Raw genomic sequence first — 23,693 nt, 5'->3', positions numbered from 1 at the left:
GCAAGGGTTTATCGCTTTTTGGAGCAACTTTCTTGGATTCCTGCCAGTATCAGGTTTGCTCATTTAAAATGCTTATTTACCAAATATATGTCGCTATGAACGCCCCATTAGCTTTGAACCAGTTGTTGGACGCTGAGGCGCCTCCCCCCCGTTTGCGTGAAATTTCCTACAACTACACCTCCTTTTCCGATCGAGAGATTGTGATTCGCCTTCTGGGCGAGGAGTTATGGCGTGTTCTCAATGACTTGCGTAGCGTTCGCCGCACTGGACGCTCTGCACGCATGCTCTTTGAAATTCTGGGCGATATCTGGGCAGTTCAACGCAACCCATTTTTACAGGATGATTTGCTAGATAACCCAAATCGTCGCAAACAATTGATTGACGCTCTATGGCATCGCTTGGGTGAAGTAAAAAAACGTAATAGTGGTGATGCAGCCGATCAGGTAGAAATTCTCCTAAGTGCTGCGTATCGCGCAATTGCAAATTTTGAAAATGATTTCAAAGAAGCTGAGCAAATTCGCAAGCGTGCTCGCAAGGAATTAGGTTGTTACACTGCCACGGACAATATTTGTTTTGATGGCGTGTCACGTGCAGCGCACGTTACCGATGCGACAGACTGGCGTGTAGAGTTTCCGCTCGTGGTGCTTAAGCCGGACTACGAATCTGAAATTCCTGGCTTAGTAAAGACTTGTGTTGAATTAGGTTTGACTATTATTCCTCGCGGAGGCGGCACTGGCTATACCGGTGGTGCGATTCCTTTGTACGCGATGTCTGCAGTTATTAATACTGAAAAGCTGCAACATATTGGGGGCGTGAACTCTAAAAAATTACCGGGTTTAGAGTATGAAGTCTCAACTATTTTCACAGGCGCAGGCGTTGTAACCCGTCGTGTTTCAGATGCTGCCGAGCATGCTGGCCTTGTGTTTGCAGTCGATCCTACATCTGCGGATGCGAGTTGTATCGGCGGCAATATTGCAATGAATGCTGGTGGCAAGAAAGCCGTCCTTTGGGGGACTGCTCTTGATAACCTTGTTAGTTGGCGCATGGTTGATCCTGAAGGCAATTGGTTAGACGTTGAGAGGCTCGATCACAATATGGGCAAGATTCATGATGTGGCGACAGTACGTTTTCAACTTACTTGGTCGGATGGAAACAGTGAGCCAGGCGTGCGCATTCTCAAAAAAGAATTGTTAGCAGTTGAAGGGAAGCGTTTCCGTAAAGCAGGTCTGGGTAAAGATGTTACGGATAAGTTTTTATCGGGATTGCCGGGTGTGCAAAAAGAAGGTTGTGACGGATTAATTACCAGTGCAACTTGGGTATTGCATCGTATGCCGAAATATATGCGCACTGTTTGCTTAGAGTTTTTTGGTCAAGCACGCGAAGCCATTCCAAGCATTGTGGAAATTAAGGCTTATCTCGAAACGTTGAGTAAGCAAGGCGGTCCAATTTTGGCGGGTCTTGAGCATTTGGATGATCGCTATTTAAAAGCAGTTGGCTACTCGACTAAATCGAAGCGAAATTGCTTGCCGAAGATGGTGTTGATAGGTGACATTGCCGGAGATGATGAAGAAGCTGTAGCTGCTGCTACGAGTGAAGTAGTGTGGATGGCGAACTTACGTGTCGGCGAAGGTTTTGTTGCCGTGAGTGCTGAGGCGCGTCAGAAGTTTTGGTTAGATCGTGCCCGCACTGCTGCTATTGCGCGTCACACTAATGCTTTTAAGATTAATGAAGATGTAGTGATTCCATTGTCACGTATGGGTGAGTACACCGATGGTATTGACCGCCTCAATATTGAGCTCTCACTTAAGAATAAGCTACAAGTTCTCGATGGCCTCGAGACTTTCTTGAAAAAGAGTGCATTGCCATTGGGTAAGAGTGACGCTGAATATGAGATTCCAACTGCAGAAATTTTAGGCGATCGCGTGCAACAGGCCTTGGAGCTCATTTCTAAAGTGCGCACCCGTTGGGCCGACTGGCTTGTGCAGATGGATACTTATTTTCCGCAGCTGCAAAATTACAGCTTGCGTGCATCATGGAAGGATGCAGTACGTGCAGAGCTACGTATTATTTTCGGTGGTCTTGCATTTGAGCCCATCCTTACGGAGTTAGTAGCAATCCACAAAAATATTTTGCGGAAGCGTATCTTCATTGCCTTACATATGCATGCTGGCGACGGTAACGTTCATACCAATATTCCTGTGAACTCCGATGACTATGAGATGCTGCAAGATGCACATCGCGCCGTTGATCGCATTATGAAACTGGCCCGTTCTTTGGACGGTGTCATTTCTGGTGAGCATGGTATTGGCATTACCAAGCTGGAGTACTTAACTGAAGCTGAATTAAAAGATTTTCGCAGCTATAAGAATCGCGTTGATCCTGAGGGGCGCTTTAATAAAGGCAAATTGATGCCTCATGCAGACCTCAGCATGGCCTACACACCCAGTTTTGGTTTGATGGGCCATGAGTCCATCATCATGCAGCAAAGTGATATTGGAGCAATTGCCGATAGTGTGAAAGATTGTTTGCGTTGCGGCAAATGTAAGCCTGTTTGCTCAAGCCATGTTCCTCGTGCAAACCTTCTATACAGCCCACGTGACAAAATCTTAGCAACTTCCTTATTAATTGAAGTCTTCCTATATGAAGAGCAAACTCGTCGTGGAGTTTCCATTCGTCATTGGGAAATGTTCGATGATGTCGCTGCACATTGCACTGTCTGCCATAAGTGTCTGACGCCTTGTCCAGTCAAAATTGACTTTGGTGATGTGACAATGAATATGCGCAATCTGTTACGTAAGATGGGTCAGCAACGCTTTAATCCAGGTACAGCTGCATCTATGTTTTTCCTAAATGCAACGAGCCCTGAAAGTATACATTTAGCACGCAAGACCATGATTGGTTGGGGTTATAAATTACAGCGCTTGGGTAATGATGTATTGCGTAAGTTTGCAAAACAACAAACTGCTCGTCCGCCTGCAACCGTGGGCAAGCCTACCGTAAAAGAACAGGTCATCTTTTTTGTCAATAAAAAGATGCCAGGCAATCTTCCTACAAAGACTGCCCGCGCTTTGTTGGATATCGAAGATGCAAACTACGTGCCGATTATTTGTGATCCCAAGACCACATCGGCAGATACTGAGGCAGTTTTTTACTTCCCGGGTTGTGGCTCTGAGCGTCTTTTCTCTCAAGTTGGTTTAGCTACCCAAGCCATGTTATGGAATGTGGGTGTTCAGACCGTTTTACCTCCGGGCTATCTCTGTTGCGGCTACCCACAACGCGGTAATGGCGATTTTGATAAAGCCGAAAAGATGGTTACGGATAACCGTGTCTTACTTCATCGTGTGGCAAATACCCTCAATTACCTAGATATCAAGACCGTTGTAGTTTCTTGTGGCACTTGTTATGACCAATTAGCGGGCTATCAGTTCGAGCAGATTTTCCCTGGTTGCCGCATTATTGATATTCATGAGTTCTTGGCCGAGAAGGGTGTGAAACTTTCTGGGGTGAAGGGTGTGAAGTACATGTATCACGATCCTTGTCACTCACCAATGAAATTGCAAGACCCCTTGAAAACAGTTAATGAACTGATTCAAGCTGAAGATGGAAAAGCCATTCAAAAAAATGATCGTTGCTGTGGCGAGTCCGGTACCTTGGCTGTCACTCGCCCCGATATCTCTACCCAAGTACGATTCCGTAAACAAATTGAGATGGAAAAAGGCGCTAACGATCTTCGTAAGGGGGACTTTACGGGCGAAGTCAAAGTGTTAACTAGCTGTCCATCTTGCCTCCAAGGTCTAACTCGTTTTGATGCCGATAGCGATACTACAGCTGATTACATTGTGGTTGAAATGGCTCAAAAGTTGCTTGGTAAAGATTGGATGCAAGATTATGTTGCGAAGGCAAACCAAGGTGGTATCGAAAGGGTTTTGGTTTAATGATTCCAACTCATGTTGTTGTGCACCAGCAATCCAAAGTCTTAGAGCTCTCTTATGAGAACGGCAGTATTTATCGTTTGCCATTTGAATTATTGAGAGTTCTATCTCCCTCGGCCGAAGTGCAAGGTCATGGACCCGGACAGGAGACGCTGCAGCCTGGTAAGCGTGATGTCTTAATTGCCAATCTAGAGCCAGTTGGTCACTATGCTTTAAAGCCTAGCTTTTCTGATGGACATGATTCTGGTTTGTATTCTTGGGATTACGTGTATTTCTTATGCAAAAACCAAGGGCAATTATGGAAAGAGCATTTAGATAAATTAGCCGCTGCTGGTTTAGATCGCGATATGCCGATGACTAAACCGGGAGGTTCTTCGGGCCATTCTTGTGGAAGTCACTAATGAGTAAAACGCACTTCGGATATCAAAGTGTTGATGAGGCCGAGAAAGCAGGTAAGGTTGCTGAGGTTTTTCATTCTGTGGCTAGCAAATACGATGTCATGAATGATTTGATGTCATTTGGCTTGCATCGTGTTTGGAAAAAAATAACGATTGCGCGTGCAAATGTTCGTCCAGGACAGAGGATATTGGATATTGCAGGAGGTACCGGTGATCTGGCGGCCGCGTTTGCAAAAGCGGCGGAATGGGGCATCAACCCTGATGCGCAGGTATGGTTAAGTGACATTAATGCCTCTATGTTGGGAGTGGGGCGTGATCGACTTCTGGATCGCGGTATGGCTTTGCCATGTGTTCAATTCGATGCAGAAAAGATCCCTTTTCCAAGCAACCATTTTGATGTGGTGACAGTTGCATTTGGTTTGCGTAATATGACCCACAAAGAAGTTGCCTTAGCTGAAATGTGTCGTGTGATCAAGCCGGGTGGTCGAGTATTGGTTTTGGAGTTTTCAAAACCAGATGCATTTTTGCAGCCGGCATATGAAACCTATTCTTTTAAGGTGTTGCCATGGTTGGGCGAGAAAATTGCCCAAGATTCTGAAAGCTACCGCTATCTTGCGGAATCTATTCGCATGCATCCTGACGCCCATACCCTCAAAGAAATGATGTTAGACGTGGGTTTTGATGAGGTAGAAACCCATAGGATGACTGGGGGCATCGTCGCCTTACATATTGGTATTAAATACTGATGGTTATATAGTTTTTAAATTCCTAAAAACTAAAGAATTCCTGAAGTAATATAGAAGGGGTAAATAGTAATGAAGAAACATTTTTTTAAAGCGACATTAGTAAGCCTTACTCTAGTATTTGCCGCTGTTGGCCATGTCGATGCTGCTCGCTTAGGGAGCGGTAAGAATGTGGGTAAAGCACCAAGTGCTCCAATACAAAAACAAGCAACGCCCGTTCAGAAATCTGCACAACAAGCCAAACCTGCGGCGCCAGCATCAGCACCACAAACGCCAACACCAAGTCGCTTTAGTGGCATGGGCGGCATTCTAGGTGGATTAGCGGCTGGCTTGGGCATTGGCTATCTTCTGTCTCATTTTGGTTTAGGTGAAGCCGCGTCTTCAATGATCACCGGTCTACTGATCGCCTTGTTAGCAGGGTTTGTAATCATGTTTGTGATTCGCAAATTCTTACCAAGCTTATCCACTGCTGGCAAATCTCCTAATCTTGAGCCGCCAGGGATGCAACGTGCGGGCTTAGATCAGATCCCAAGACAAGAGCCTGGTTTTGATCAACTCACCTTTTTGGAGAATGCAAAACAGTATTTTTCAACTTTGCAAAAAGCATGGGATCAAGGTGATCTTGCCTCCTTGCGTGAATTTACAACTCCTGAAATGTTTGCGACCATTCAGCAGGATTTAGTCGGACGAACTGATAGCAAGAATCAAGCTGATGTTGTGACGATTAATGCCCAACTTCTTGGAAGTGAGACTGCAGATGGTCATGACTACTGTAGCATTCGGTTCAGCGGCATGATGCGTGAGCAACAAGGTGTACCAGCGAGAGACTTCTCTGAAATTTGGAATTTAAGCAAGCCAGTAGAAGGTCCTGGAGGCTGGGTACTGGCGGGTATCTCGCAGTTGGTTTAAGCTTTAGGCACTTGCCGTCGGAAAACCCGCACTTGTGCGGGTTTTTTACACTTATGAATAGACATTTAGCTCCCTCCCATACTTTTGCCTCTGGCGCAGCTTGCCGCGCCATTAATCATGTTTTGGAAAGCGAGCCATGGGCGTCTAAAGAGTTAGCACGCCATGCTGGTAAAACCATTCTGTTGCAGCTCCCTATGGGCTATTTTTGTTGCGAAATAAAGGCTGATGGATTATTGGTCAGTTTGAAAGAAATCGATGCCCCATCACTAATCCTGGAGATGTCTGCGAAAGCATTGGGTGATATGGTTGGTAATAGTGGTTCCTTACGCGAGCAGGCTTTTAAGGCGGTCAAAATAACTGGCGATGCGGATTTGGCTCAGCTCTTGTGGCGCTTGGCTGGGCAGTTGCGCTGGGAGTGCGAGGAAGATTTGGCGCGCTTAGTGGGTGATGCACCTGCTCACTTTGCTGTGAGACAAAGTAAAAAGTTCTTATCTGCATCTCGTTCAGTAGCCAGTGATTTTCTGGGCAATATCGTTGAGTATGTGAGCGAAGAAAAGAAAGTGCTATTAAATAAACGGGACTTTATGGCCCACAAATCTGCATTAAGTGAGCTACGCGAATCTGTTGATTGTATGGAAAAGCGTATTCAATTATTACAGCAAAAGGCTAAATAAATCGTGCGTCGACTTGCTCGTCTCTATTTCATATTTTTTACTGCATGGCGCTATGGTTTATTGCCATTACTTCGCGATCTACTCAAGCCAGGATTACGTCGTAGTTTTTTGACGGTGCTTTGCTGGGTTTCTCCAGGCGGTCATTTACCTAGGGGTGAGCGTATCCGATCGACCCTTGAGGCACTTGGCCCCATTTTTGTGAAGTTTGGCCAAGTCCTTTCTACGCGACGTGATTTGTTGCCTGAAGATATTGCTAATGAATTGGCAAAGTTGCAAGATCAAGTCCCGCCTTTTTCGAATGAAGAATCACGTCGTCTTATTGAAGAAGATTTAGGTCGGCCTATCGAAGAAGTTTTTATTAGTTTTGAGGCCACTCCTGTTGCTAGCGCTTCGGTTGCTCAGGTTCATTTTGGAATCTTATGTGGAACAGATAAACGCCCAGAGTGGGAAGGGCGCGCAGTAGCAATTAAAGTCTTACGCCCAGGCATCTTGCCAGTGATTGAGGGTGACTTAGCCTTAATGTATGACTTGGCTAAAGTGATTGAAAAAAGCTCTGAGGATGGCCGTCGATTAAAGCCGCGTGAAAACGTTGCTGAGTTTGATACGTATCTGCATGATGAGTTAGATCTCATGCGTGAGGCAGCTAACGCAAGTCAGTTGCGCAGACAATTTGCAGATTCTAAAAAGTTAATGATTCCTGAAATGTATTGGGATCTCTGTCATACCAATGTGATCGTCATGGAGAGAATGTATGGTGTCTCGATTGGTAAATCTGCCGCCTTGCATGATGCAGGAGTGGACTTTAAAAAGCTTGCTTCTGACGGAGTAGAAATATTCTGTACTCAAGTTTTTGAGCATGGTTTCTTCCATGCTGATATGCACCCCGGCAATATTATGATTAGTCTTGAGCCAGAAACGTTTGGTCGTTTCATTTCTTTGGACTTCGGTATCGTCGGAGCCTTAAGTGAGTCAGATAAAAATTATTTAGCGTTGAACTTTTTAGCATTCTTTAATCGCAATTACCGTCGGGTTGCAGAGCTGCATATCGAGTCAGGGTGGGTGCCCGCCAATACCCGCGTTGAAGAGTTGGAGGGGGCAATTCGTTCTGTATGTGAGCCTTATTTTGATCGCCCTCTCAAGGAGATCTCCTTGGGTATTGTGCTGATGCGTTTATTCCAAACTTCACGTCGTTTTAAGGTTGAGATTCAGCCGCAACTCACTTTATTGCAGAAAACCCTGTTAAATGTCGAGGGTTTGGCTCGTCAGCTAGATCCCGATCTAGATCTCTGGAAAACTGCAAAACCGATCTTGGAAAAATGGGTCTGTCAGCAGTTGGGCTGGCGTGGATTGTTGGATGGTTTGAAGGAAGAGGCTCTCAGTTGGGCCAAGATTCTGCCTACTTTGCCTCGTTTGATTGCTGATAGCCTCGCTCAGGGGAAGCACCAAATAAAAGACCAAAATGGTGAAATTGAGGCCTTAAAGGCCCTTTTGTTACAAGAAAGGCGCACTCATAGGCTGTTGGCAGGTGCTTTGCTGTTTGCAGGCGGGATTTTGCTGGGAATTTTGATTCTCAGCCTTGGTGTTTATTAGCCTCTCGCTGATTGGCCTCATACCCGCTAAAATAGCGGGTTAGACAGGCAGGGCACATGAAAAAATACTTTATTGCTGGCATTCTCGTATGGGCACCACTGTCAATCACCATTTGGGTGATTGCTTGGGGTTTGGGTCTGCTCGATGGCGTTTTTGGTTCTGTAATGCACGCCATGATTGCTGTCTTTCCGCGCCAATTCGCTGGCGACTTGCAGCATTTCCGGGAACTTCCAGGTGTCGGTATTTTAATTGTAATTGCCGTTATCATGGCTACGGGTTTGTTGGCAATTAGTTTCGCTGGCCAGTGGTGGATTCGGATGTGGAACAAACAAATCAATCGCATTCCGATTGTTCGTTCTATTTACTCTAGCGTTCAACAAGTTTCATCCACTTTATTTTCGGGAAGCAGTCAAGCATTTAGTAAGGCGCTTTTGATTCGTTACCCCCATGCTGATTCATGGGTTATTGCATTTCAAACTGGGTCACCTGCAAAAGAAGTGACAGCAAAATTAGGTGAGGATTACGTCAACGTATTTTTGCCTACCACTCCCAATCCAACATCTGGTTTTTTCATGATTGTGCCAAGAGCACAAACAATCGAATTGGAGATGAGTGTAGAAGAGGCCCTGAAGCATATTGTGTCAATGGGCTCTGTTCCACCTAATAGTTCAAGCGGCGTAACTGGATTTCAGTTGCCGCACCCTTCTTAATTTATAGGAAATTGTTATGTCGATGCGAAGCCATACCTGCGGCCAGGTAACCGATTCACTTATGGGCCAAGAGGTTACCCTCTCTGGATGGGTTAACCGCCGCCGTGACCACGGAGGCGTGATCTTTATTGACTTACGCGATCGTGAAGGTTTTGTACAAGTAGTTTGCGATCCTGATCGCCCAGAAATGTTTGCTCTTGCTGAGCAAGTGCGTAGTGAATTTTGTATTCAGATTAAGGGTCTTGTGCGTGCACGCCCTGCAGGTGCTGAAAATGCAGACTTAGTGAGTGGAAAAGTAGAGATTCTGTGTCATAACTTAGTCATCCTAAACGCATCAGTGACCCCACCATTTCAAATGGATGATGAGAATTTATCAGAGACTACTCGATTGACTCATCGCGTGTTAGATTTGCGTCGTCCGCAAATGCAAAAGAATTTACGTTTGCGTTACAACGTAGCAATGGAATGCCGTCGCTATTTAGATGATGCTGGTTTTATTGAGATTGAAACCCCCATGCTGACTAAGAGCACCCCGGAGGGTGCGCGTGATTACCTTGTTCCTTCGCGTGTACATGACGGCCAGTTCTTTGCTTTGCCTCAATCCCCGCAATTATTTAAACAGTTGTTAATGGTAGCGGGCTTTGATCGTTACTATCAAATCACAAAATGTTTCCGTGACGAAGATTTGCGCGCGGATCGTCAGCCTGAATTTACTCAAATTGACTGTGAAACTGCTTTCTTAAGCGAGTTAGTAATTCGGGATTTATTTGAAAACATGATTCGTCATATCTTCAAAAAGACAATGAATGTCGAGTTGCCTAACCCGTTCCCAACTATGCCCTATTCAGAGGGCATGGCACGCTTTGGGTCTGACAAGCCTGATCTACGGGTGAACTTTGAGTTCACCGAATTGACAGACTTAATGAAAGAGGTTGATTTCAAGGTGTTCTCAGGCGCTGCTAATCAGGCAGGCGGCCGAGTAGTGGGCTTGTGTGTGCCAGGTGGAGCAGAAATTAGCCGTAGTGAAATCGATGACTACACCCAATTTGTAAGTATTTATGGCGCCAAGGGTCTTGCTTGGATCAAGGTGCACTCTGTTGCTGATGGCCGTAATGATTTGCAGTCACCCATCGTGAAAAATTTGCATGATGCAGCAATTGAAGGCATCTTGAAGCGTACAGGTGCAAAAGATGGCGATATTATTTTCTTCGGCGCAGATAAAGAAAAAATTGTGAACGATGCTATCGGTAATTTACGCCTGCGTATTGGTCAATCTGCCTGGGGCAAGGAGCACGGTCTCTTTACCGCAGGATGGAGGCCGCTATGGGTAGTTGATTTTCCAATGTTTGACTACGATGAAGGAGAGGCGCGTTGGGTGGCTTGCCATCATCCATTTACAAGCCCTAAAGACGAGCACATGCAATATCTGGAATCAGATCCAGGTAAGTGCTTAGCCAAAGCCTATGACATGGTTTTGAATGGCAGCGAAATTGGTGGCGGTTCTGTACGTATTCACCAAGAAGCGGTGCAAAGTAAAGTATTCCGCGCCTTGAAGATTGATGCAGCAGAAGCCCAAGCAAAGTTTGGCTTTTTATTGGATGCACTGCAGTATGGTGCGCCTCCACATGGTGGTATTGCATTCGGCTTGGATCGGATTGTCACAATGATGACTGGCGCCGAATCCATTCGTGATGTGATTGCTTTTCCTAAAACACAACGTGCTCAATGTTTATTAACTCAGGCGCCTAGTCCAGTAGATGAGCGGCAGCTACGCGAGTTACACATCCGTTTAAGTCAAGCCGCACCAGCTGCCTAAAGCAATCTAGCAGTGCCCACATTCAAAATCCCTATTTCGGTTTTGGTAGTTATTTATAAATTGAATAGGGATGTTTGCTTGATAGAGCGAGCTGATCGAATCGGCTTCTGGCAGTCTTGATGCCCCTGATGAAGATCTAGCGTCAGCAGCTGCACGTGAGGTATTTGAACGGGTATTGCAGTGGATGTTTTACCGCCAGATTCATTGCAAAATAGGCATTACCAAATTGAATATGAAAGCTACCCTTAATGGCGCACTCGTTACGCTCCTGGTATCACTCGTAATATGGAACATTGGTTTGCTCTAAAGGTTCCTGATCAAACTGTAGTTACTTTAGCCCCAAGCGAGCATATAGCTTTTAAATGGTTGCCGCATGAAGAGGCGGCAAAGAAATGTTTTTCTCCAAGCAATGAAGAGGCAATTCGAAAATTATTTTCTGAATACGAGACCCAATTCATTTGCCCATTAGGAATAAGATAAGACGATGAGATATTCATCGGGACATCACCACGGTAACGCAGATTCGAAACTACCTCAACGTGGGGACTGGCGTGTCATCCGTAATCTTCTTCACTATCTTTTGGAGTCTTGTTTTCGGGTACTCATTGCCCTGAGTTGTTTGGTTACCGCTAAGGTTGCTAATCTTGGCATTCCGATTGTGATGAAAGAGTTAATTGTGACTCTTTGAGCATTAAGGTCAACTCTCCACCGGCCATTCTAGTCGTACCCCTCGGAATGATTGTGGCATACGGCTTTTTGAGAATCTCCGCATCCCTATTTACAGGGTTAAGAGAAGCCTGATTTGCAAAAGTGACTCAAAATGCTGTCCGTAAAGTGGCACTGCAAGTATTTGAGCATCTACACTCTCTTGCCCTGGGTTTTCATTTGGCTCGACAGACTGGTGGTGTTAGTCGAGAGCGTGACCAATCGTCGCGACGCTATAGAGCGCGGTACTCGCGGCATTCAGTCGTTGATTTCCTATGCGCTGTACAGCATTCTGCCAACCTTCATTGAGTTTTGTTTGGTCCTAGGTTATTGAGCCTACTCCTATGACATTTGGTTTGCAGTAATTACTTTGATTGCTCTAGGTCTTTATATTATTTTCACGATTGTCGTTACAGAGTGGCGCACTCACTATCGTCGCACTATGAACGATATGGATTCAAAGGCTCATCAGAAAGCTATCGATTCCCTATTAAATTTTGAAACTGTAAAGTATTTTGGTAACGAAGCTTTTGAAGCTAGACGCTACGATGAAAATTTGCTCCGATATCAAGCAGCAGCTGTAAAGTCTTAAAAAACTTTAGCCATCTTAAATCTTGGTCAACAGATTATTATTGTAGTAGGCCTCATGTTCATTCTCTGGTGTGCCACTGTCGGTGTAGTTGATGGCACGATGACTTTAGGTTATTTAGTGTTGGTTAATGCCTTAATGATCCAGCTCTATATTCCACTTAACTTTCTAGGTGTTATATACCGCGAGATCAAGCAGTCATTGACGGATATGGACCGCATGTTTTCTCTACTAAATACCGAAAAAGAAATTGCTGATTCATCAGACGCGAAACCGCTACACATTAATAATCAAGGTCATGGCCCTGATGTTCGTTTCGAGCATGTATCGTTTCACTATGATGCAAAGCGTGAGATTCTGTGCGATGTAAGTTTTAATATTCCTTCGGGAACGATTGCTGCAGTAGTTGGACAAAGTGGGGCTGGAAAGAGTACCGTGGCTCGCTTGTTATTTCATCGTTATGATGTTCAGTCAGGAGATATGCTGATTGATCATCAGAATATTCAGAGCGTTACCCAGGTAAGTTTGCGTAAGGCAATTGGCATCGTCCCTCAAGATACGGTTTTCTTTAATGACACTATTGGATACAACAGTGCTTATGGAAAGCCCTCTGCAACTTTAGATGAAGTGCGGGAAGCTGCTAGGGCGGCACAAATCGATAACTTTATTAAACGCTTGCCAGAGGGCAATGACACACAAGTGGGTGAGTGTGGTCTGAAGCTTTCTGGGGGTGAAAAGCAACGGGTTGCTATTGCAAGAACATTTCCGAAAAAGCCATCTATGTTGATTTTTGATGAAGCTACCTCGGCTCTAGACTCTAAAACAGCACGTGCATTTCAGGAGGAGTTACTAACTCTTGCTAAGAATCGTACGACACTGATCATTGTCTACCGTCTCTCAACTATTGTTCATGCCGATTAAATTCTAGTGATGGATCATGGCCAAATTGTGGAACGTGGAACGCATGGGGATTTATTGGCTGCTCATGGAAAGTATGCCGAGATGTGGCAAATGCAAGAGCGTGCCACTTCTGATTAGAATAGCCCAATGACACCCAGTAATTCCACATCCTTAATACCACTTAGTACAGAGGCCATTCTCAAAAATGCGTTTGCTGCTGCTGTGGCAGTTGCCGATCCTCAAGTCATCGTCCTGCAGTATTTGGCAAAAATTTTTCCAAAAGGTCGTGAGCCCAAAGGTAAGTGTTGGTAGTGGGTGCTGGAAAGGCCAGTGCCTCTATGGCTAGTGCTCTGGAAGCATATGCAAAAGTGAATTGGCCGCAAGCCAAGATTGAGGGTGTAGTGCTCACACGGTATAGACATAACTCTCTAACCACTCATATCAAAATTATTGAGGCTGGTCATCCCGTTCCTGATCAGGTGGGTATGGATGGTGCTAAAGAAGTATTAGCACTGTCCAATCAATTGGACGAGGGTGAGGTACTGATTGCGTTGGTTTCAGGCGGTGGCTCCAGCTTGTTAACGCTGCCACAAGATATATCGCGATTGATGATATGCGCGGCACTACTTCGTAGCGGGGCTCCCATTGAAGAAATGAATGCGGTGCGCAAACATTTGTCGGCTATTTTGGGTGGTAACTTAGCTAGAACTGCGATTGCATGCGGCGCACGAGTAGAGGCCTTATTAATATCAGATGTTACTGGGGATGAGCCAGCCGATATTGCCAGCGGCCCATATGCCGCTGATTATTCTACGTCTTTAGATGCAATGAATATTCTGCAAAAATCTGATTTAGATAAGTCATCTATCCCGAACTCAGTATTAGTCCATCTCAAGCAAGGTTTGGAAGGCAAGAAGCCTGAGACTTTAAAAGATTCTGATTTGGTAAATACTCAAGTAACCTATCATGTGATAGCTACTGCCTACAAAAGCTTAGAGGCTGCTGCTGATTATGTTCGGACTCATGCTTACGAGCCTATCATCTTGGGCGATACGATTATTGGAGAGGCTCAAGAAGTTGGCTTTGATCAGGCTACTCTGGTTCGCGATTACCCTGCAAAAGGAATTGAAAAGCCATTAGCTTTAATTTCTGGTGGTGAATGTACTGTGACGATCCCAGCAGGCGTGAAGGGGCGAGGAGGTTGTTGCAGTGAATATCTTCTCTCGCTTTTTGCTGCGACTCAAAATGATTTGAATATAGCTGCATTAGCTGCTGATACCGATGGGATAGACGGTAGTGAGACGAATGCTGGAGCCTGGTTTGATGGAGATATTCGTCTAGCCAGTCAAACATCTGGTCTCGTACCAGAAAAATTCCTAGCAGTGCATGATTGCTATGGCTTCTTGGCAGAAATGAGCGCTTTAGTGGCCACTGGTCCTACACTTACCAATGTGAATGACTTTCAGATCATCTTGCTAAATAAATAATATGTCCAATAGCCCTACTCAAATTGAATTGATTCAGCCGGACGACTGGCATTTGCATATCCGGGATGGTGCAGTAATGAAGGATGTATTGGCTGATACAGCACGCCAATTTGCACGAGCAATCATCATGCCAAATCTGAAGCCACCAGTGACTACAGTTGGGTTGGCTAAAGCCTATAAAGCACGTATTCAAGCCAATCTCAATGCACTGGGTATCAGTGCTTTCACGCCATTAATGATCCTCTATTTAACTGACACTACATCAGTAGATGAGGTTCGTAAGGCAAAGGATGCGGGTATAGCTGGTTTCAAGCTTTATCCAGCAGGTGCGACCACAAATAGTGATGCTGGAGTTAGTGACCTCAAGCATTGTCATGCTGTTTTGGAGGAAATGCAGTCTGTTGGTATGCCGCTTTTAGTGCATGGTGAAGTTACGAGTCCTGAAATTGATATCTTTGATCGTGAAGCTGTATTTATAGATTCAGTATTGGAGCCTTTGCGTCAACATTTTCCTGAGCTGAAAGTTGTGTTTGAACACCTCACTACTAAGCAGGCAGCTCATTATGTTCGTGATGCGATAATAGGTGGCAAAAATACAATTGCTGCAACGATCACTCCACAACATTTGCTGATGAATCGCAATGCAATTTTTTCTGGTGGAATACGTCCACACAATTATTGCTTGCCAGTATTGAAACGCGAAGAACATCGCGTTGCTTTATTGGAAGCTGCAACGAGCGGTAACCCTCGTTTCTTCTTAGGGACTGATAGTGCGCCGCACGCCAAAGGTGCTAAAGAGACTGCTTGCGGTTGCGCTGGTTGCTATAGCGCCTTTAATGCACTCGGTTTATATGCTGAAGCTTTTGAGAGCCAAGGTAAGTTCGATAAGTTGGAGGGCTTTGCTAGTTTCTTCGGCCCTGATTTTTATTCGTTGCCACGTAATACCCAGAAAATAACGCTTGTAAAACAAGCGCAAAACATACCCGCAGAATTGCCATTGGGTGATGCCACGATAGTGCCACTTCGTGCTGGTGAAACCATTGCTTGGTCTCTGGTTGAAAACTAAATCGTTAGCTATTGTCGCTAAATTTCTCTGACTGCGTTAGACTGCAGGCGCAGAGTCAATTGGGCAATCGCCGCCTCATTTGTTGAGGGGGAGGAAAGTCCGGACTCCATAGGGAAGGGTGATGGCTAACGGCCATCCACGGCGACGTGAGGAATAGGGCCACAGAGACGAGCGTATTTAGTTACGGTGAAACGCGGTAACCTCCACCTGGAGCAATCCCAAGTAAGCAGGCGATGAGGCGTCCCGCTGAGTCTGCGGGTAGGGAGCTTGAGCCGTCAGGTAATTGCCGGCCTAGAGGAATGATTGCCCCTAGATGCAAATCTAGGCGACAGAATCCGGCTTATCGATTGACTCTGCACGTCTTCTGAGATGACTTCAACGCTATAAGTCAGCTCTGCGGTTTTGGCTAGCATGGTAGTGGCTGAACAGGATTTCTCATGCGAGAGTTTTACTGCGCGATCTACTTTTGTCTGGTCTAGATCCTTGCCTTTAACAGTAAAGTGCAAATTGATTTTGGTGAAGACTTTGGGGTCTTCTGTAGCTCATTCGGCGTGTGCATGGCTACCTCGCAACCAGAAACGGCTTGGCGGGCTTTCTGTAGGATTGAAACCACCTCATCAAAAGCGGAGCGCCCACCTGCACCTGCGAGAATGAGTTCCATTGGCCTTGGGGCTCGATTCCTTCCTCCTGCCTCAGGTGCACCATCCATGTTAACAAGGTGACCACTGCCGGTTTCTGCTGTAAAAGTCATGCCTCCATTACCCAACCAAGTTACTCGACAATCCATAGTAGCGATCCCTAACTTACAAAATTAATCAATAATTTACCAATATTTACTGAGCCTGTTTGCATCCTAAAAGCAACTAAAAAGACAGAAAAAAATTGATTTTGGTCAATATTCTTGCTTTGCACCATATTCCTTGTGTAAAATAACGTCATTGGTAGTCAGGCTTGTATAAGGCTGACACTTACCTCCCAGTGTCTCTTCCACCCAAACATAGGTGGATTCCAGCCCAGCACTCGTTCCTGGGGTTTTTGGGTTACAATTCAAGGCTTTACTGAATTACCGAACTAGTCAGCGGTAATTTGTAGTACCGAGTAAATAATTGCAGAATCTGCGAGCTTGCAAACATAAGCAGGGCCAAGGTGGACGTAGTTTGGTTGGAGTAATTTTGTTGACTATAACAATTTGAGAAATCATGAAAACTTTTTCTGCAAAATCCCATGAGGTAGTGCATGAATGGTTCGTGATTGACGCTACGGACAAAGTCCTCGGTCGTGTCGCCAGTGAAGTGGCACTCCGTCTATGCGGCAAGCACAAGCCTGAATACACTCCACACGTTGATACTGGCGACTTCATTGTTGTCATCAATTCTTCTAAGCTTCGTGTCACAAGCACAAAAGGCTTGAACAAAATTTATTACCGTCACAGCGGATACCCAGGCGGTATTAGCTCGACCAACTTCGATAAGATGCAAGATCGTTTTCCTGGTCGTGCATTAGAGAAGGCTGTGAAGGGTATGTTGCCAAAAGGCCCACTAGGCTACGCCATGATCAAGAAATTGAAAGTCTACGGCGACGCCAATCATCCGCATGTGGCTCAACAGCCAAAAGCGTTAGAGATTTAAGGAAACCAAATGACTATTAATTACGGAAATTGGAATTACGGTACCGGTCGCCGCAAGAGTTCTGTTGCGCGCGTATTTATTAAATCTGGCAAAGGCGACATCATTGTTAATGATAAGCCTATCGATGCTTATTTTGCTCGTGAGACATCACGCATGATCGCTCGTCAGCCTTTGGCGCTCACAGCCCACCTGACTACCTTTGATATCAAAGTAAACGTTTCTGGTGGTGGTGAAACTGGCCAAGCTGGCGCAGTTCGTCACGGTGTTACTCGTGCATTGGTCGACTATGACAACGCTTTGAAGCCAAACCTGTCCAAAGCAGGCTTGGTAACTCGCGATGCTCGTGAAGTGGAGCGTAAAAAAGTTGGTCTGCACGGCGCGCGTCGTCGTAAGCAGTTCAGCAAGCGCTAATTCTTTCAGTCGCTTTAGTTTTATCGCAAGGGTCGCGCAAGCGACTCTTTTTGTTTCTACAATTAAGGACACTGTAAGAAATAAGTATTAGGCGTTAGACAATAATTTATCTGTAGGGCATTTTGGAGAAAGACATGATTAAGGTTGGCATCGTTGGTGGAACTGGTTACACCGGGGTAGAGCTGTTGCGTTTATTGGCGCAGCACCCTGATGTTCAGCTCACAGCCATTACTTCTCGCACAGAAGCTGGCATGCCAGTAGCTGATATGTTTCCATCCTTGCGCGGCAGGGTAAGTTTAAAATTTACGACGCCGGATGCAGCTCAATTAAATGAGTGCGATGTGGTGTTCTTCGCAACTCCACACGGTGTTGCAATGGCGCAAGCAAAGGAATTGCTTGCGAATGATGTCAAGATTTTGGATTTAGCGGCTGACTTCCGTTTGATAGATATCAAAGAATTTGCTAAGTGGTATGGTATGGAGCATGACTGCCCAGATATTTTGGCGGAAGCAGTTTATGGCTTGCCAGAAATTAATCGTGACGCCATTAAAAAGGCTCGGGTGGTCGGTTTAGCAGGTTGTTACCCAACTTCTGTGCAACTTGGACTTGCACCTTTGTTATCGCCCAAATCCACCGGCGGCAAACAGTTAATCGATGGTACGCACATTATTTCTGATTCGAAATCTGGAACCTCAGGCGCTGGCCGTAAAGCGGAAATTGGCACTTTACTATCAGAGGCCAGCGATAACTTTAAGGCCTATGGTGTTAAGGGTCACCGTCATCTTCCTGAGATTGTGCAGGGCTTAAAGGCAATTGCAGGCCATGATCAAATTGGGCTGATATTTGTGCCACATCTCACGCCAATGGTAAGGGGTATTCATTCGACTTTGTATGTACGTTTGACTGAGGCTGGTAAAGATGTGGATTATCAAAAGCTCTATGAAAGTTTTTACAAAGACGAGCCATTTGTCGATGTGATGCCTGCGGGCAGCCATCCAGAAACCCGCTCTGTCCGGGGTAGTAACGGTATGCGGATTGCGATTCATCGCCCAGGTGGGGGAGATACTTTGGTGATTTTGGTTATTGAAGACAATTTGGTAAAGGGTGCCTCAGGGCAAGGTGTCCAGTGCATGAATCTTATGTTTGGCTTACCCGAAACCACTGGATTAACGCAGATTGCGGTATCTCTATAATGTCCTGAGGAATAACTCTTCAGCAAGCTGGGCATTTAAAGCCTAAAATAAACCATTGCCTTTTGAATCGGGAGTAAATCATGATTGCATTAACTACAAAACCTGCAGAAGACTTAACCGAGCCACCTACTCCATTGGTTTTTACGGATAGTGCTGCTGCAAAAGTTGCTGACTTGATTGCTGAAGAAGGTAATCCAGAGTTGAAGCTTCGCGTATTCGTACAAGGCGGTGGTTGTTCGGGTTTTCAGTATGGCTTTACTTTTGATGATGCTGTGAACGAAGATGACACTCGCTTTGAGAAAAACGGAGTAACTCTATTGGTTGATTCAATGAGCTTTCAATACTTAGTTGGTGCTGAGATTGACTACAAGGAAGACATCAATGGTTCACAGTTTGTAATTAAGAATCCAAATGCACAAACTACTTGTGGCTGCGGATCTTCTTTTTCTGCTTAAGAAAGCATGAGGCTAGGCGGGATAACTAGCGCCTAGAACTCTAGGTCCTTTGGCTGCTGTAACGGCTGACCGTTTTTCTTTATGGGACCAGGCTAGCTATGCAAAAGCAAGTCCTTCTACTAGTTGCGGATCAATCCCGGCGGACTCGCTAGTAGTAATACCTATAGCATTTTTGAAAAAGTATTGCGACTTCGCTTTTAATAAATTCATCAAGGCATCATTCCTGGCGCCACCACCGCATATCATCATGGGAACAATCTTCATTGCTTAATTTTTCTTTGAGCCATGCAAGATGAAACTTATCTCGGCCAGTGCTCTTCGGTGGAGCTTTCAGAAAGAAGGGGTCACTTAACATTTTTGCGAGTAGCGCCTCATTTACTTTGCCTTGCAATGCCCATCGACACTATTCTCATCAAATGCTGCGCCTTGATGTTCCTGTATCCATGCATCCATCAACATATTTCCGGGGCCACAATCAAAACCAGTCACTTCACCATTTTTAGGAAGAAGCGTGAGATTAGCAATTCCGCCAATATTGAGGATAGCGATGTTTTCATGTGACGCAAATTGTTGCGCATGAAACGCAGGCACTAAAGGAGCGCCATATCCGCCAGCAGCCATATCTCGACTTCTAAAATCTGCAATTACATCAAGCCCTGTTTTTTCTGCCAATAGAGATGGATTCAGTGTTTGATGGGTGTATGCCATATCACCCAAATGTGGCTGATGACGAATTGTCTGGCCGTGTGCGCCAATAGCAACGATCTTAGAGGGCTGAAGATTAGCCTTCTTTAGCAATCGATCAACAGCATCTGCATCAGCCAAGGCCCAGGCATTCCCCGCTTGTCCCAATCTTGGCTAGAACGGCATCGATGCCATCTAGGTTGGTGCCCCAGACATAAGGCCAATGTATAAGGACTGGGGTTTGTTTATGGGGCTCTCAGGGATGCGACAATTATGCTTTAGAAATTTAACTACTAATTTAACTGAATCAGCATGACTTCCAAACCAGAACAAAAATATCCATTGACCCCTGAAGTCTATGCAGCTCTCGAAGTCACCAAGCGCGGCTGCGATGAGCTATTGGTAGAGGCGGATTGGATTCAGAAATTGGCGCGTAGTCAGGCTACCAAGACCCCCCTACGGATTAAATTGGGTTTAGATCCGACTGCACCTGATATTCATTTAGGCCATACCGTTGTGCTAAATAAATTGCGTCAATTGCAAGATTTAGGTCATACCGTTATTTTCTTGATTGGTGATTTCACCAGCATGATTGGTGACCCGTCAGGGCGTAACGCAACCCGCCCCCCTTTGATAGCAGAGGAGATTGCCGTGAATGCTGAGACTTATTATCGTCAGGCGAGCATGGTGCTTGATCCTTCTAAGACTGAAGTGCGCTACAACAGTGAGTGGTGTGATCCATTGGGCGCGCGAGGCATGATTCAGTTGGCTGCAAAGCATACGGTTGCACGTATGTTGGAGCGTGATGACTTTACCAAACGGTATCGCAATGGTGTACCCATCTCTATTCATGAGTTTTTATACCCATTGATGCAGGGCTATGATTCTGTAGCCTTGAAGAGCGATTTGGAGTTCGGTGGTACAGATCAAAAATTTAATTTGCTAGTAGGTCGTGAACTCCAGCGCGAGTATGGACAAGAGCCTCAATGTATTTTGACAATGCCGCTCCTAGTTGGATTAGATGGCGTTGAGAAAATGAGTAAGTCCAAAGGCAACTACATTGGCATCAGCGAACCCGCTGGTGATATGTTTGGCAAAATTCTGAGTATTTCTGATGATTTGATGTGGGATTACTTTACTTTGTTGTCATTTCGGCCAATGACGGAAATCGATCTCATGAAGCAAGAGGTGGCTGCTGGTCGAAATCCGAAAGATTGCAAAGTGCTGCTCGCACAAGAAATTGTTGCCCGCTTTCATTCACAAGCAGCTGTAGAAAAAGCATTAGAGGACTTCAATCACCGTGCTAAGGGTGGCGTACCAGATGATATGCCTGAGATCGCCTTAACTGGTACGCCATTAGGAATCGCGAATCTGCTCAAAGCAGCTGGTTTGGCTCCATCAACCTCTGAAGCGAATCGCAAGATTGAGCAAAACGGTGTCAAGATTGATGGTGCAACGGTAAGTGATAAGCAGTTGAAAATCGAAGCTGGAACCTATGTAGTTCAGGTTGGCAAACGTAAGTTTGCAAAAGTAATCTTGGCTTAAATATCTAAGCTACCGCTACCGCCTGGTGGTGTGAAGCCAAAATGCTCGTAGGCTTGACGGGTGACCATTCTACCGCGTGATGTTCTTTGTAAATAGCCTTGCTGTATGAGGTAAGGCTCTAAAACATCTTCAATGGTGTCACGTTCTTCGCCAATTGCAGCCGCTAAGTTATCGATACCTACAGGGCCGCCATCAAATTTATGCAAGATGGCTTCAAGCAGTTTTCTATCCATGACATCGAACCCGCTTGGATCAACATCGAGCATCTTGAGTGCTCCATCAGCCATCGCTTTAGTGATGATGCCGGCACCTTTGACCTCTGCATAGTCACGTACGCGTCGCAAGAGGCGATTGGCGATGCGCGGAGTGCCACGAGCCCGCTTAGCGATTTCTAATGATCCCTCTGAATCAATAACAGCCTTTAGAAGGCTTGCAGAGCGGTTAATGATTTTAGTTAATTCTTCAGTGGTGTAGAACTCCAGTCTAGCCATAATACCAAAGCGATCACGAAGTGGATTGGTTAGCATGCCAGCACGAGTCGTCGCGCCAATCAGCGTGAATGGCTTCAGATCAATCTTGACGCTTCGCGCTGCCGGGCCTTCGCCGATCATGATATCCAGGCTATAGTCTTCCAGTGCCGGGTATAGAATTTCTTCTACTACTGGCGAAAGTCGATGAATCTCATCTATAAATAGGACGTCATTTGCCTCAAGATTGGTCAGAAGAGCAGCAAGGTCGCCAGGTCTATCCAATATTGGGCCGCTAGTTTGACGCAGATTCACACCTAATTCTCTAGCAATAATGTGAGCAAGCGTAGTTTTGCCAAGACCTGGAGGACCGAATAAAAGAACGTGATCCAAAGCCTCTTGACGAGCTCTAGTAGCGCTAATAAAGATCTCTAGTTGGGCGCGAGCCTTTGTTTGGCCAACACATTCATCGAGTTGTTTAGGGCGAAGCGCCCTTTCAAAAACGGCTTCGGCATTACCAGCTGAACCACTGACAATGCGGTCATCACCTTCTGGAATCTCTTCGGGAATTGAGCTTAGGTCGTCTGTATGAATTGCCATGCTGCAAGTGTAGTGGTGTTTTGTTGAGCAATGTTTGCAATTAAGCTTTAGATAAATACTTTAAGCCTATGCGGATACCATCTGAAACGCTAATATCAGGTGGAATTTGTTTGAGAACCAGAAGTGCTTCTTTTTCTGAATAGCCTAGCGCCAGAAGTGCCTGCAATATTGCACTGCTCGCTTCAATGGCTTGTGGTTTACCACCGGTGATACCGAGGTCGGGCGTCAACCTGCCTTTGAGCTCTAGACAAAGGCGCTCAGCCGTTTTTTTGCCGATACCAGGTACTTGAGTTAATCGTCCAGCCTCTTGAAGAGCAATTGCTTGAGCCAATTCATTGACACTCATGCCTGAGAGTATTGCTAAAGCAGTACGTGAGCCAACACCACTAATTTTGATGAGTTGTCTAAATGCTTCACGTTCAGTTTCTGTGGCAAAGCCAAATAGTTGCTGAGCATCTTCACGAACTTGAAAGTGCGTGAGTAGGGTAATTTTTTGGCCAGCTTGAGGTAGCTGATACAGGGTGCTCATCGGTACATCAACCTCGTAGCCAATGCCTTGGCAATCGACCAAAAGACGGGGAGGGTGAACTGAAACGAGGGTGCCTTGAATGCGACCAATCATGTGGAGATCTTAACCTGTGATGGGTATTTTTACTTACTGCGTTTACTGACTACGTTTTTTGGCTAATAAAGCTGCTGTTATTGATTTTGGTATTTGAGCGTGATGGGCTGCACAAATGGCTACGCCTAAAGCGTCTGACGCATCTGCTCCAGGAGCGCGGCTCAGGCGTAGCAAACGTTTGACCATCTCCTGAACTTGTGACTTGGCAGCCCGCCCTGTACCAACGATGGCCTGCTTGACTCTAAGGGCGCTGTACTCAGCCACTGGTAGTCTCGCGGAGACAAGAGCAGCAATGACTGCACCCCTGGCTTGACCAAGCATCAGTGTGGAGCGGGGATTGACGTTTAAAAAAACCTCTTCAATCGCAGCAGACTCTGGTTTATAGGTCTCTAGCACTTCTTTAACGCCAGTATAGAGCGCACCTAAGCGCTCAGATAGTCCTTTTGTTGCAGGGTCGCCACTCTCAATTGTTCCTGAGGCCACATAGGTGAGCTTTTGGCCTTCAACATCAATCATGCCAAAGCCGGTAGTGCGTAAACCCGGGTCAATTCCTATCCAGCGCATGGGAG

At 45.7% G+C, this 23,693-nt stretch carries 20 protein-coding genes, 1 other RNA gene and 3 pseudogenes; 17 read left to right on the top strand and 7 right to left on the bottom strand.

All coding sequences use genetic code 11. The features are described from left to right. Nucleotides 1-95: 95 nt before the first annotated feature. The 12 genes and pseudogenes from DXE31_RS02790 (at nt 96) to rnpB (ending at nt 15,878) form a co-directional block, all read left to right on the top strand. Nucleotides 96-3,935: a DUF3683 domain-containing protein gene (locus DXE31_RS02790; protein ID WP_114697736.1), complete on the top strand. Its 3,840-nt coding sequence runs from the start codon at nt 96-98 to the stop codon at nt 3,933-3,935. Then, the gene (locus DXE31_RS02785) at nt 3,935-4,333 is read left to right on the top strand and encodes a gamma-butyrobetaine hydroxylase family protein (RefSeq protein WP_114697735.1); all 399 of its coding nucleotides are present in this window, start codon (nt 3,935-3,937) and stop codon (nt 4,331-4,333) included. Before DXE31_RS02790 ends, DXE31_RS02785 begins: the two co-directional genes overlap by 1 nt. After that, a complete protein-coding gene (gene ubiE / locus DXE31_RS02780) occupies nt 4,333-5,076 on the top strand; it encodes a bifunctional demethylmenaquinone methyltransferase/2-methoxy-6-polyprenyl-1,4-benzoquinol methylase UbiE (protein WP_114697734.1) in 744 nt (247 codons plus the stop codon). Before DXE31_RS02785 ends, ubiE begins: the two co-directional genes overlap by 1 nt. A 69-nt stretch (nt 5,077-5,145) precedes the next feature. After that, nucleotides 5,146-5,982 (top strand): Tim44 domain-containing protein, encoded by an 837-nt coding sequence (locus DXE31_RS02775; protein WP_114697733.1) that lies wholly within the window; start codon nt 5,146-5,148, stop codon nt 5,980-5,982. Between the two features lie 53 nt (nt 5,983-6,035). Next, a complete protein-coding gene (locus tag DXE31_RS02770; RefSeq protein WP_114697732.1) occupies nt 6,036-6,656 on the top strand; it encodes a ubiquinone biosynthesis accessory factor UbiJ in 621 nt (206 codons plus the stop codon). Between the two features lie 3 nt (nt 6,657-6,659). Continuing rightward, nucleotides 6,660-8,246, top strand: a complete 1,587-nt coding sequence (ubiB, locus tag DXE31_RS02765) for a ubiquinone biosynthesis regulatory protein kinase UbiB (RefSeq protein WP_114697731.1) — start codon at nt 6,660-6,662, stop codon at nt 8,244-8,246. 56 nt (nt 8,247-8,302) lie between these two features. Beyond that, nucleotides 8,303-8,956 carry a DUF502 domain-containing protein gene (locus DXE31_RS02760; RefSeq protein ID WP_114697730.1) on the top strand — a complete coding sequence of 218 codons (654 nt, stop codon included), beginning with the start codon at nt 8,303-8,305 and terminating at the stop codon, nt 8,954-8,956. 16 nt (nt 8,957-8,972) lie between these two features. Then, nucleotides 8,973-10,772: an aspartate--tRNA ligase gene (gene aspS, locus DXE31_RS02755; RefSeq protein ID WP_114697729.1), complete on the top strand. Its 1,800-nt coding sequence runs from the start codon at nt 8,973-8,975 to the stop codon at nt 10,770-10,772. Nucleotides 10,773-11,256: 484 nt separating this feature from the next. Further along, nucleotides 11,257-13,104, top strand: a pseudogene (locus DXE31_RS02745) (ABCB family ABC transporter ATP-binding protein/permease). A gap of 9 nt (nt 13,105-13,113) precedes the next feature. Further along, nucleotides 13,114-14,453 (top strand): annotated as a pseudogene (locus DXE31_RS02740) (glycerate kinase type-2 family protein). Between the two features lies 1 nt (nt 14,454). Further along, a complete protein-coding gene (pyrC, locus tag DXE31_RS02735) occupies nt 14,455-15,519 on the top strand; it encodes a dihydroorotase (RefSeq protein ID WP_114697728.1) in 1,065 nt (354 codons plus the stop codon). Between the two features lie 51 nt (nt 15,520-15,570). After that, an RNA gene (gene rnpB / locus DXE31_RS02730) (RNase P RNA component class A) lies at nt 15,571-15,878 on the top strand. 6 nt (nt 15,879-15,884) lie between these two features. Here the strand turns inward: rnpB and DXE31_RS02725 are convergent. Continuing rightward, a pseudogene (locus DXE31_RS02725) lies at nt 15,885-16,306 on the bottom strand (OsmC family protein); the annotation flags it as partial. A gap of 412 nt (nt 16,307-16,718) precedes the next feature. Here DXE31_RS02725 and rplM point away from each other — a divergent pair. From rplM to erpA, 4 genes are all read left to right on the top strand, one after another. Continuing rightward, entirely contained in the window at nt 16,719-17,147 is a 429-nt protein-coding gene (rplM, locus tag DXE31_RS02720; protein WP_114697727.1) for a 50S ribosomal protein L13, read from the top strand. A 9-nt stretch (nt 17,148-17,156) separates the two neighbouring features. After that, the gene (gene rpsI, locus DXE31_RS02715; RefSeq protein WP_114697726.1) at nt 17,157-17,558 is read left to right on the top strand and encodes a 30S ribosomal protein S9; all 402 of its coding nucleotides are present in this window, start codon (nt 17,157-17,159) and stop codon (nt 17,556-17,558) included. Between the two features lie 134 nt (nt 17,559-17,692). After that, the gene (gene argC / locus DXE31_RS02710) at nt 17,693-18,751 is read left to right on the top strand and encodes an N-acetyl-gamma-glutamyl-phosphate reductase (protein WP_114697725.1); all 1,059 of its coding nucleotides are present in this window, start codon (nt 17,693-17,695) and stop codon (nt 18,749-18,751) included. An 80-nt stretch (nt 18,752-18,831) separates the two neighbouring features. After that, nucleotides 18,832-19,206, top strand: a complete 375-nt coding sequence (gene erpA, locus DXE31_RS02705; protein ID WP_114697724.1) for an iron-sulfur cluster insertion protein ErpA — start codon at nt 18,832-18,834, stop codon at nt 19,204-19,206. 96 nt (nt 19,207-19,302) lie between these two features. Here the strand turns inward: erpA and DXE31_RS11985 are convergent, their stop codons facing one another. Genes DXE31_RS11985 through DXE31_RS11975 form a run of 3 tightly spaced genes read right to left on the bottom strand, consistent with a single transcriptional unit; the run spans nt 19,303 to nt 20,058 of the window. Then, complete coding sequence (locus tag DXE31_RS11985; RefSeq protein WP_269460571.1) at nt 19,303-19,470, bottom strand: anhydro-N-acetylmuramic acid kinase; 168 nt, start codon at nt 19,468-19,470, stop codon at nt 19,303-19,305. Beyond that, the gene (locus tag DXE31_RS11980) at nt 19,424-19,561 is read right to left on the bottom strand and encodes an anhydro-N-acetylmuramic acid kinase (protein ID WP_269460570.1); all 138 of its coding nucleotides are present in this window, start codon (nt 19,559-19,561) and stop codon (nt 19,424-19,426) included. Before DXE31_RS11980 ends, DXE31_RS11985 begins: the two co-directional genes overlap by 47 nt. 20 nt (nt 19,562-19,581) lie before the next feature. Then, entirely contained in the window at nt 19,582-20,058 is a 477-nt protein-coding gene (locus DXE31_RS11975) for an anhydro-N-acetylmuramic acid kinase (RefSeq protein ID WP_415077798.1), read from the bottom strand. Nucleotides 20,059-20,202: 144 nt separating this feature from the next. Here DXE31_RS11975 and tyrS point away from each other — a divergent pair, with 144 nt between their 5' ends. Next, nucleotides 20,203-21,435, top strand: coding sequence for a tyrosine--tRNA ligase (tyrS, locus tag DXE31_RS02695; RefSeq protein WP_114697723.1), 1,233 nt, complete (start codon nt 20,203-20,205; stop codon nt 21,433-21,435). Here tyrS and ruvB read toward each other — a convergent pair. Genes ruvB through ruvC form a run of 3 tightly spaced genes read right to left on the bottom strand, consistent with a single transcriptional unit; the run spans nt 21,432 to nt 23,688 of the window. Beyond that, on the bottom strand, nt 21,432-22,502 hold the full coding sequence (ruvB, locus tag DXE31_RS02690) for a Holliday junction branch migration DNA helicase RuvB (protein ID WP_114697722.1): 1,071 nt from the start codon (nt 22,500-22,502) through the stop codon (nt 21,432-21,434). The two genes, tyrS and ruvB, sit on opposite strands and share 4 nt — an antisense overlap. A gap of 40 nt (nt 22,503-22,542) precedes the next feature. Continuing rightward, nucleotides 22,543-23,124, bottom strand: coding sequence for a Holliday junction branch migration protein RuvA (gene ruvA / locus DXE31_RS02685; protein WP_114697721.1), 582 nt, complete (start codon nt 23,122-23,124; stop codon nt 22,543-22,545). A gap of 42 nt (nt 23,125-23,166) precedes the next feature. Further along, on the bottom strand, nt 23,167-23,688 hold the full coding sequence (gene ruvC / locus DXE31_RS02680; protein ID WP_114697720.1) for a crossover junction endodeoxyribonuclease RuvC: 522 nt from the start codon (nt 23,686-23,688) through the stop codon (nt 23,167-23,169). Between the last annotated feature and the right edge of the window lie 5 nt (nt 23,689-23,693).

Source organism: Polynucleobacter necessarius, assembly GCF_900095185.1.
In the GTDB taxonomy this organism is placed as follows: domain Bacteria; phylum Pseudomonadota; class Gammaproteobacteria; order Burkholderiales; family Burkholderiaceae; genus Polynucleobacter.
Note: the sequence above shows the minus strand (reverse complement) of the source record. Positions and strands in the feature narration are given on the sequence as shown.

What these genes read in the sequence shown, in the direction of transcription:
- rplM (WP_114697727.1), top strand. Translation starts at nt 16,719, where the DNA reads ATGAAAACTTTTTCTGCAAAATCCCATGAGGTAGTGCATGAATGGTTC.
- aspS (WP_114697729.1), top strand. Translation starts at nt 8,973, where the DNA reads ATGTCGATGCGAAGCCATACCTGCGGCCAGGTAACCGATTCACTTATG.
- ruvB (WP_114697722.1), bottom strand. Translation starts at nt 22,502, where the DNA reads ATGGCAATTCATACAGACGACCTAAGCTCAATTCCCGAAGAGATTCCA.
- ruvA (WP_114697721.1), bottom strand. Translation starts at nt 23,124, where the DNA reads ATGATTGGTCGCATTCAAGGCACCCTCGTTTCAGTTCACCCTCCCCGT.
- ubiE (WP_114697734.1), top strand. Translation starts at nt 4,333, where the DNA reads ATGAGTAAAACGCACTTCGGATATCAAAGTGTTGATGAGGCCGAGAAA.
- pyrC (WP_114697728.1), top strand. Translation starts at nt 14,455, where the DNA reads ATGTCCAATAGCCCTACTCAAATTGAATTGATTCAGCCGGACGACTGG.
- DXE31_RS02790 (WP_114697736.1), top strand. Translation starts at nt 96, where the DNA reads ATGAACGCCCCATTAGCTTTGAACCAGTTGTTGGACGCTGAGGCGCCT.
- tyrS (WP_114697723.1), top strand. Translation starts at nt 20,203, where the DNA reads ATGACTTCCAAACCAGAACAAAAATATCCATTGACCCCTGAAGTCTAT.
- DXE31_RS11980 (WP_269460570.1), bottom strand. Translation starts at nt 19,561, where the DNA reads ATGTTAAGTGACCCCTTCTTTCTGAAAGCTCCACCGAAGAGCACTGGC.
- ruvC (WP_114697720.1), bottom strand. Translation starts at nt 23,688, where the DNA reads ATGCGCTGGATAGGAATTGACCCGGGTTTACGCACTACCGGCTTTGGC.
- DXE31_RS02760 (WP_114697730.1), top strand. Translation starts at nt 8,303, where the DNA reads ATGAAAAAATACTTTATTGCTGGCATTCTCGTATGGGCACCACTGTCA.
- erpA (WP_114697724.1), top strand. Translation starts at nt 18,832, where the DNA reads ATGATTGCATTAACTACAAAACCTGCAGAAGACTTAACCGAGCCACCT.
- argC (WP_114697725.1), top strand. Translation starts at nt 17,693, where the DNA reads ATGATTAAGGTTGGCATCGTTGGTGGAACTGGTTACACCGGGGTAGAG.
- DXE31_RS02775 (WP_114697733.1), top strand. Translation starts at nt 5,146, where the DNA reads ATGAAGAAACATTTTTTTAAAGCGACATTAGTAAGCCTTACTCTAGTA.
- DXE31_RS02770 (WP_114697732.1), top strand. Translation starts at nt 6,036, where the DNA reads ATGAATAGACATTTAGCTCCCTCCCATACTTTTGCCTCTGGCGCAGCT.
- DXE31_RS11985 (WP_269460571.1), bottom strand. Translation starts at nt 19,470, where the DNA reads ATGAAGATTGTTCCCATGATGATATGCGGTGGTGGCGCCAGGAATGAT.
- rpsI (WP_114697726.1), top strand. Translation starts at nt 17,157, where the DNA reads ATGACTATTAATTACGGAAATTGGAATTACGGTACCGGTCGCCGCAAG.
- DXE31_RS02785 (WP_114697735.1), top strand. Translation starts at nt 3,935, where the DNA reads ATGATTCCAACTCATGTTGTTGTGCACCAGCAATCCAAAGTCTTAGAG.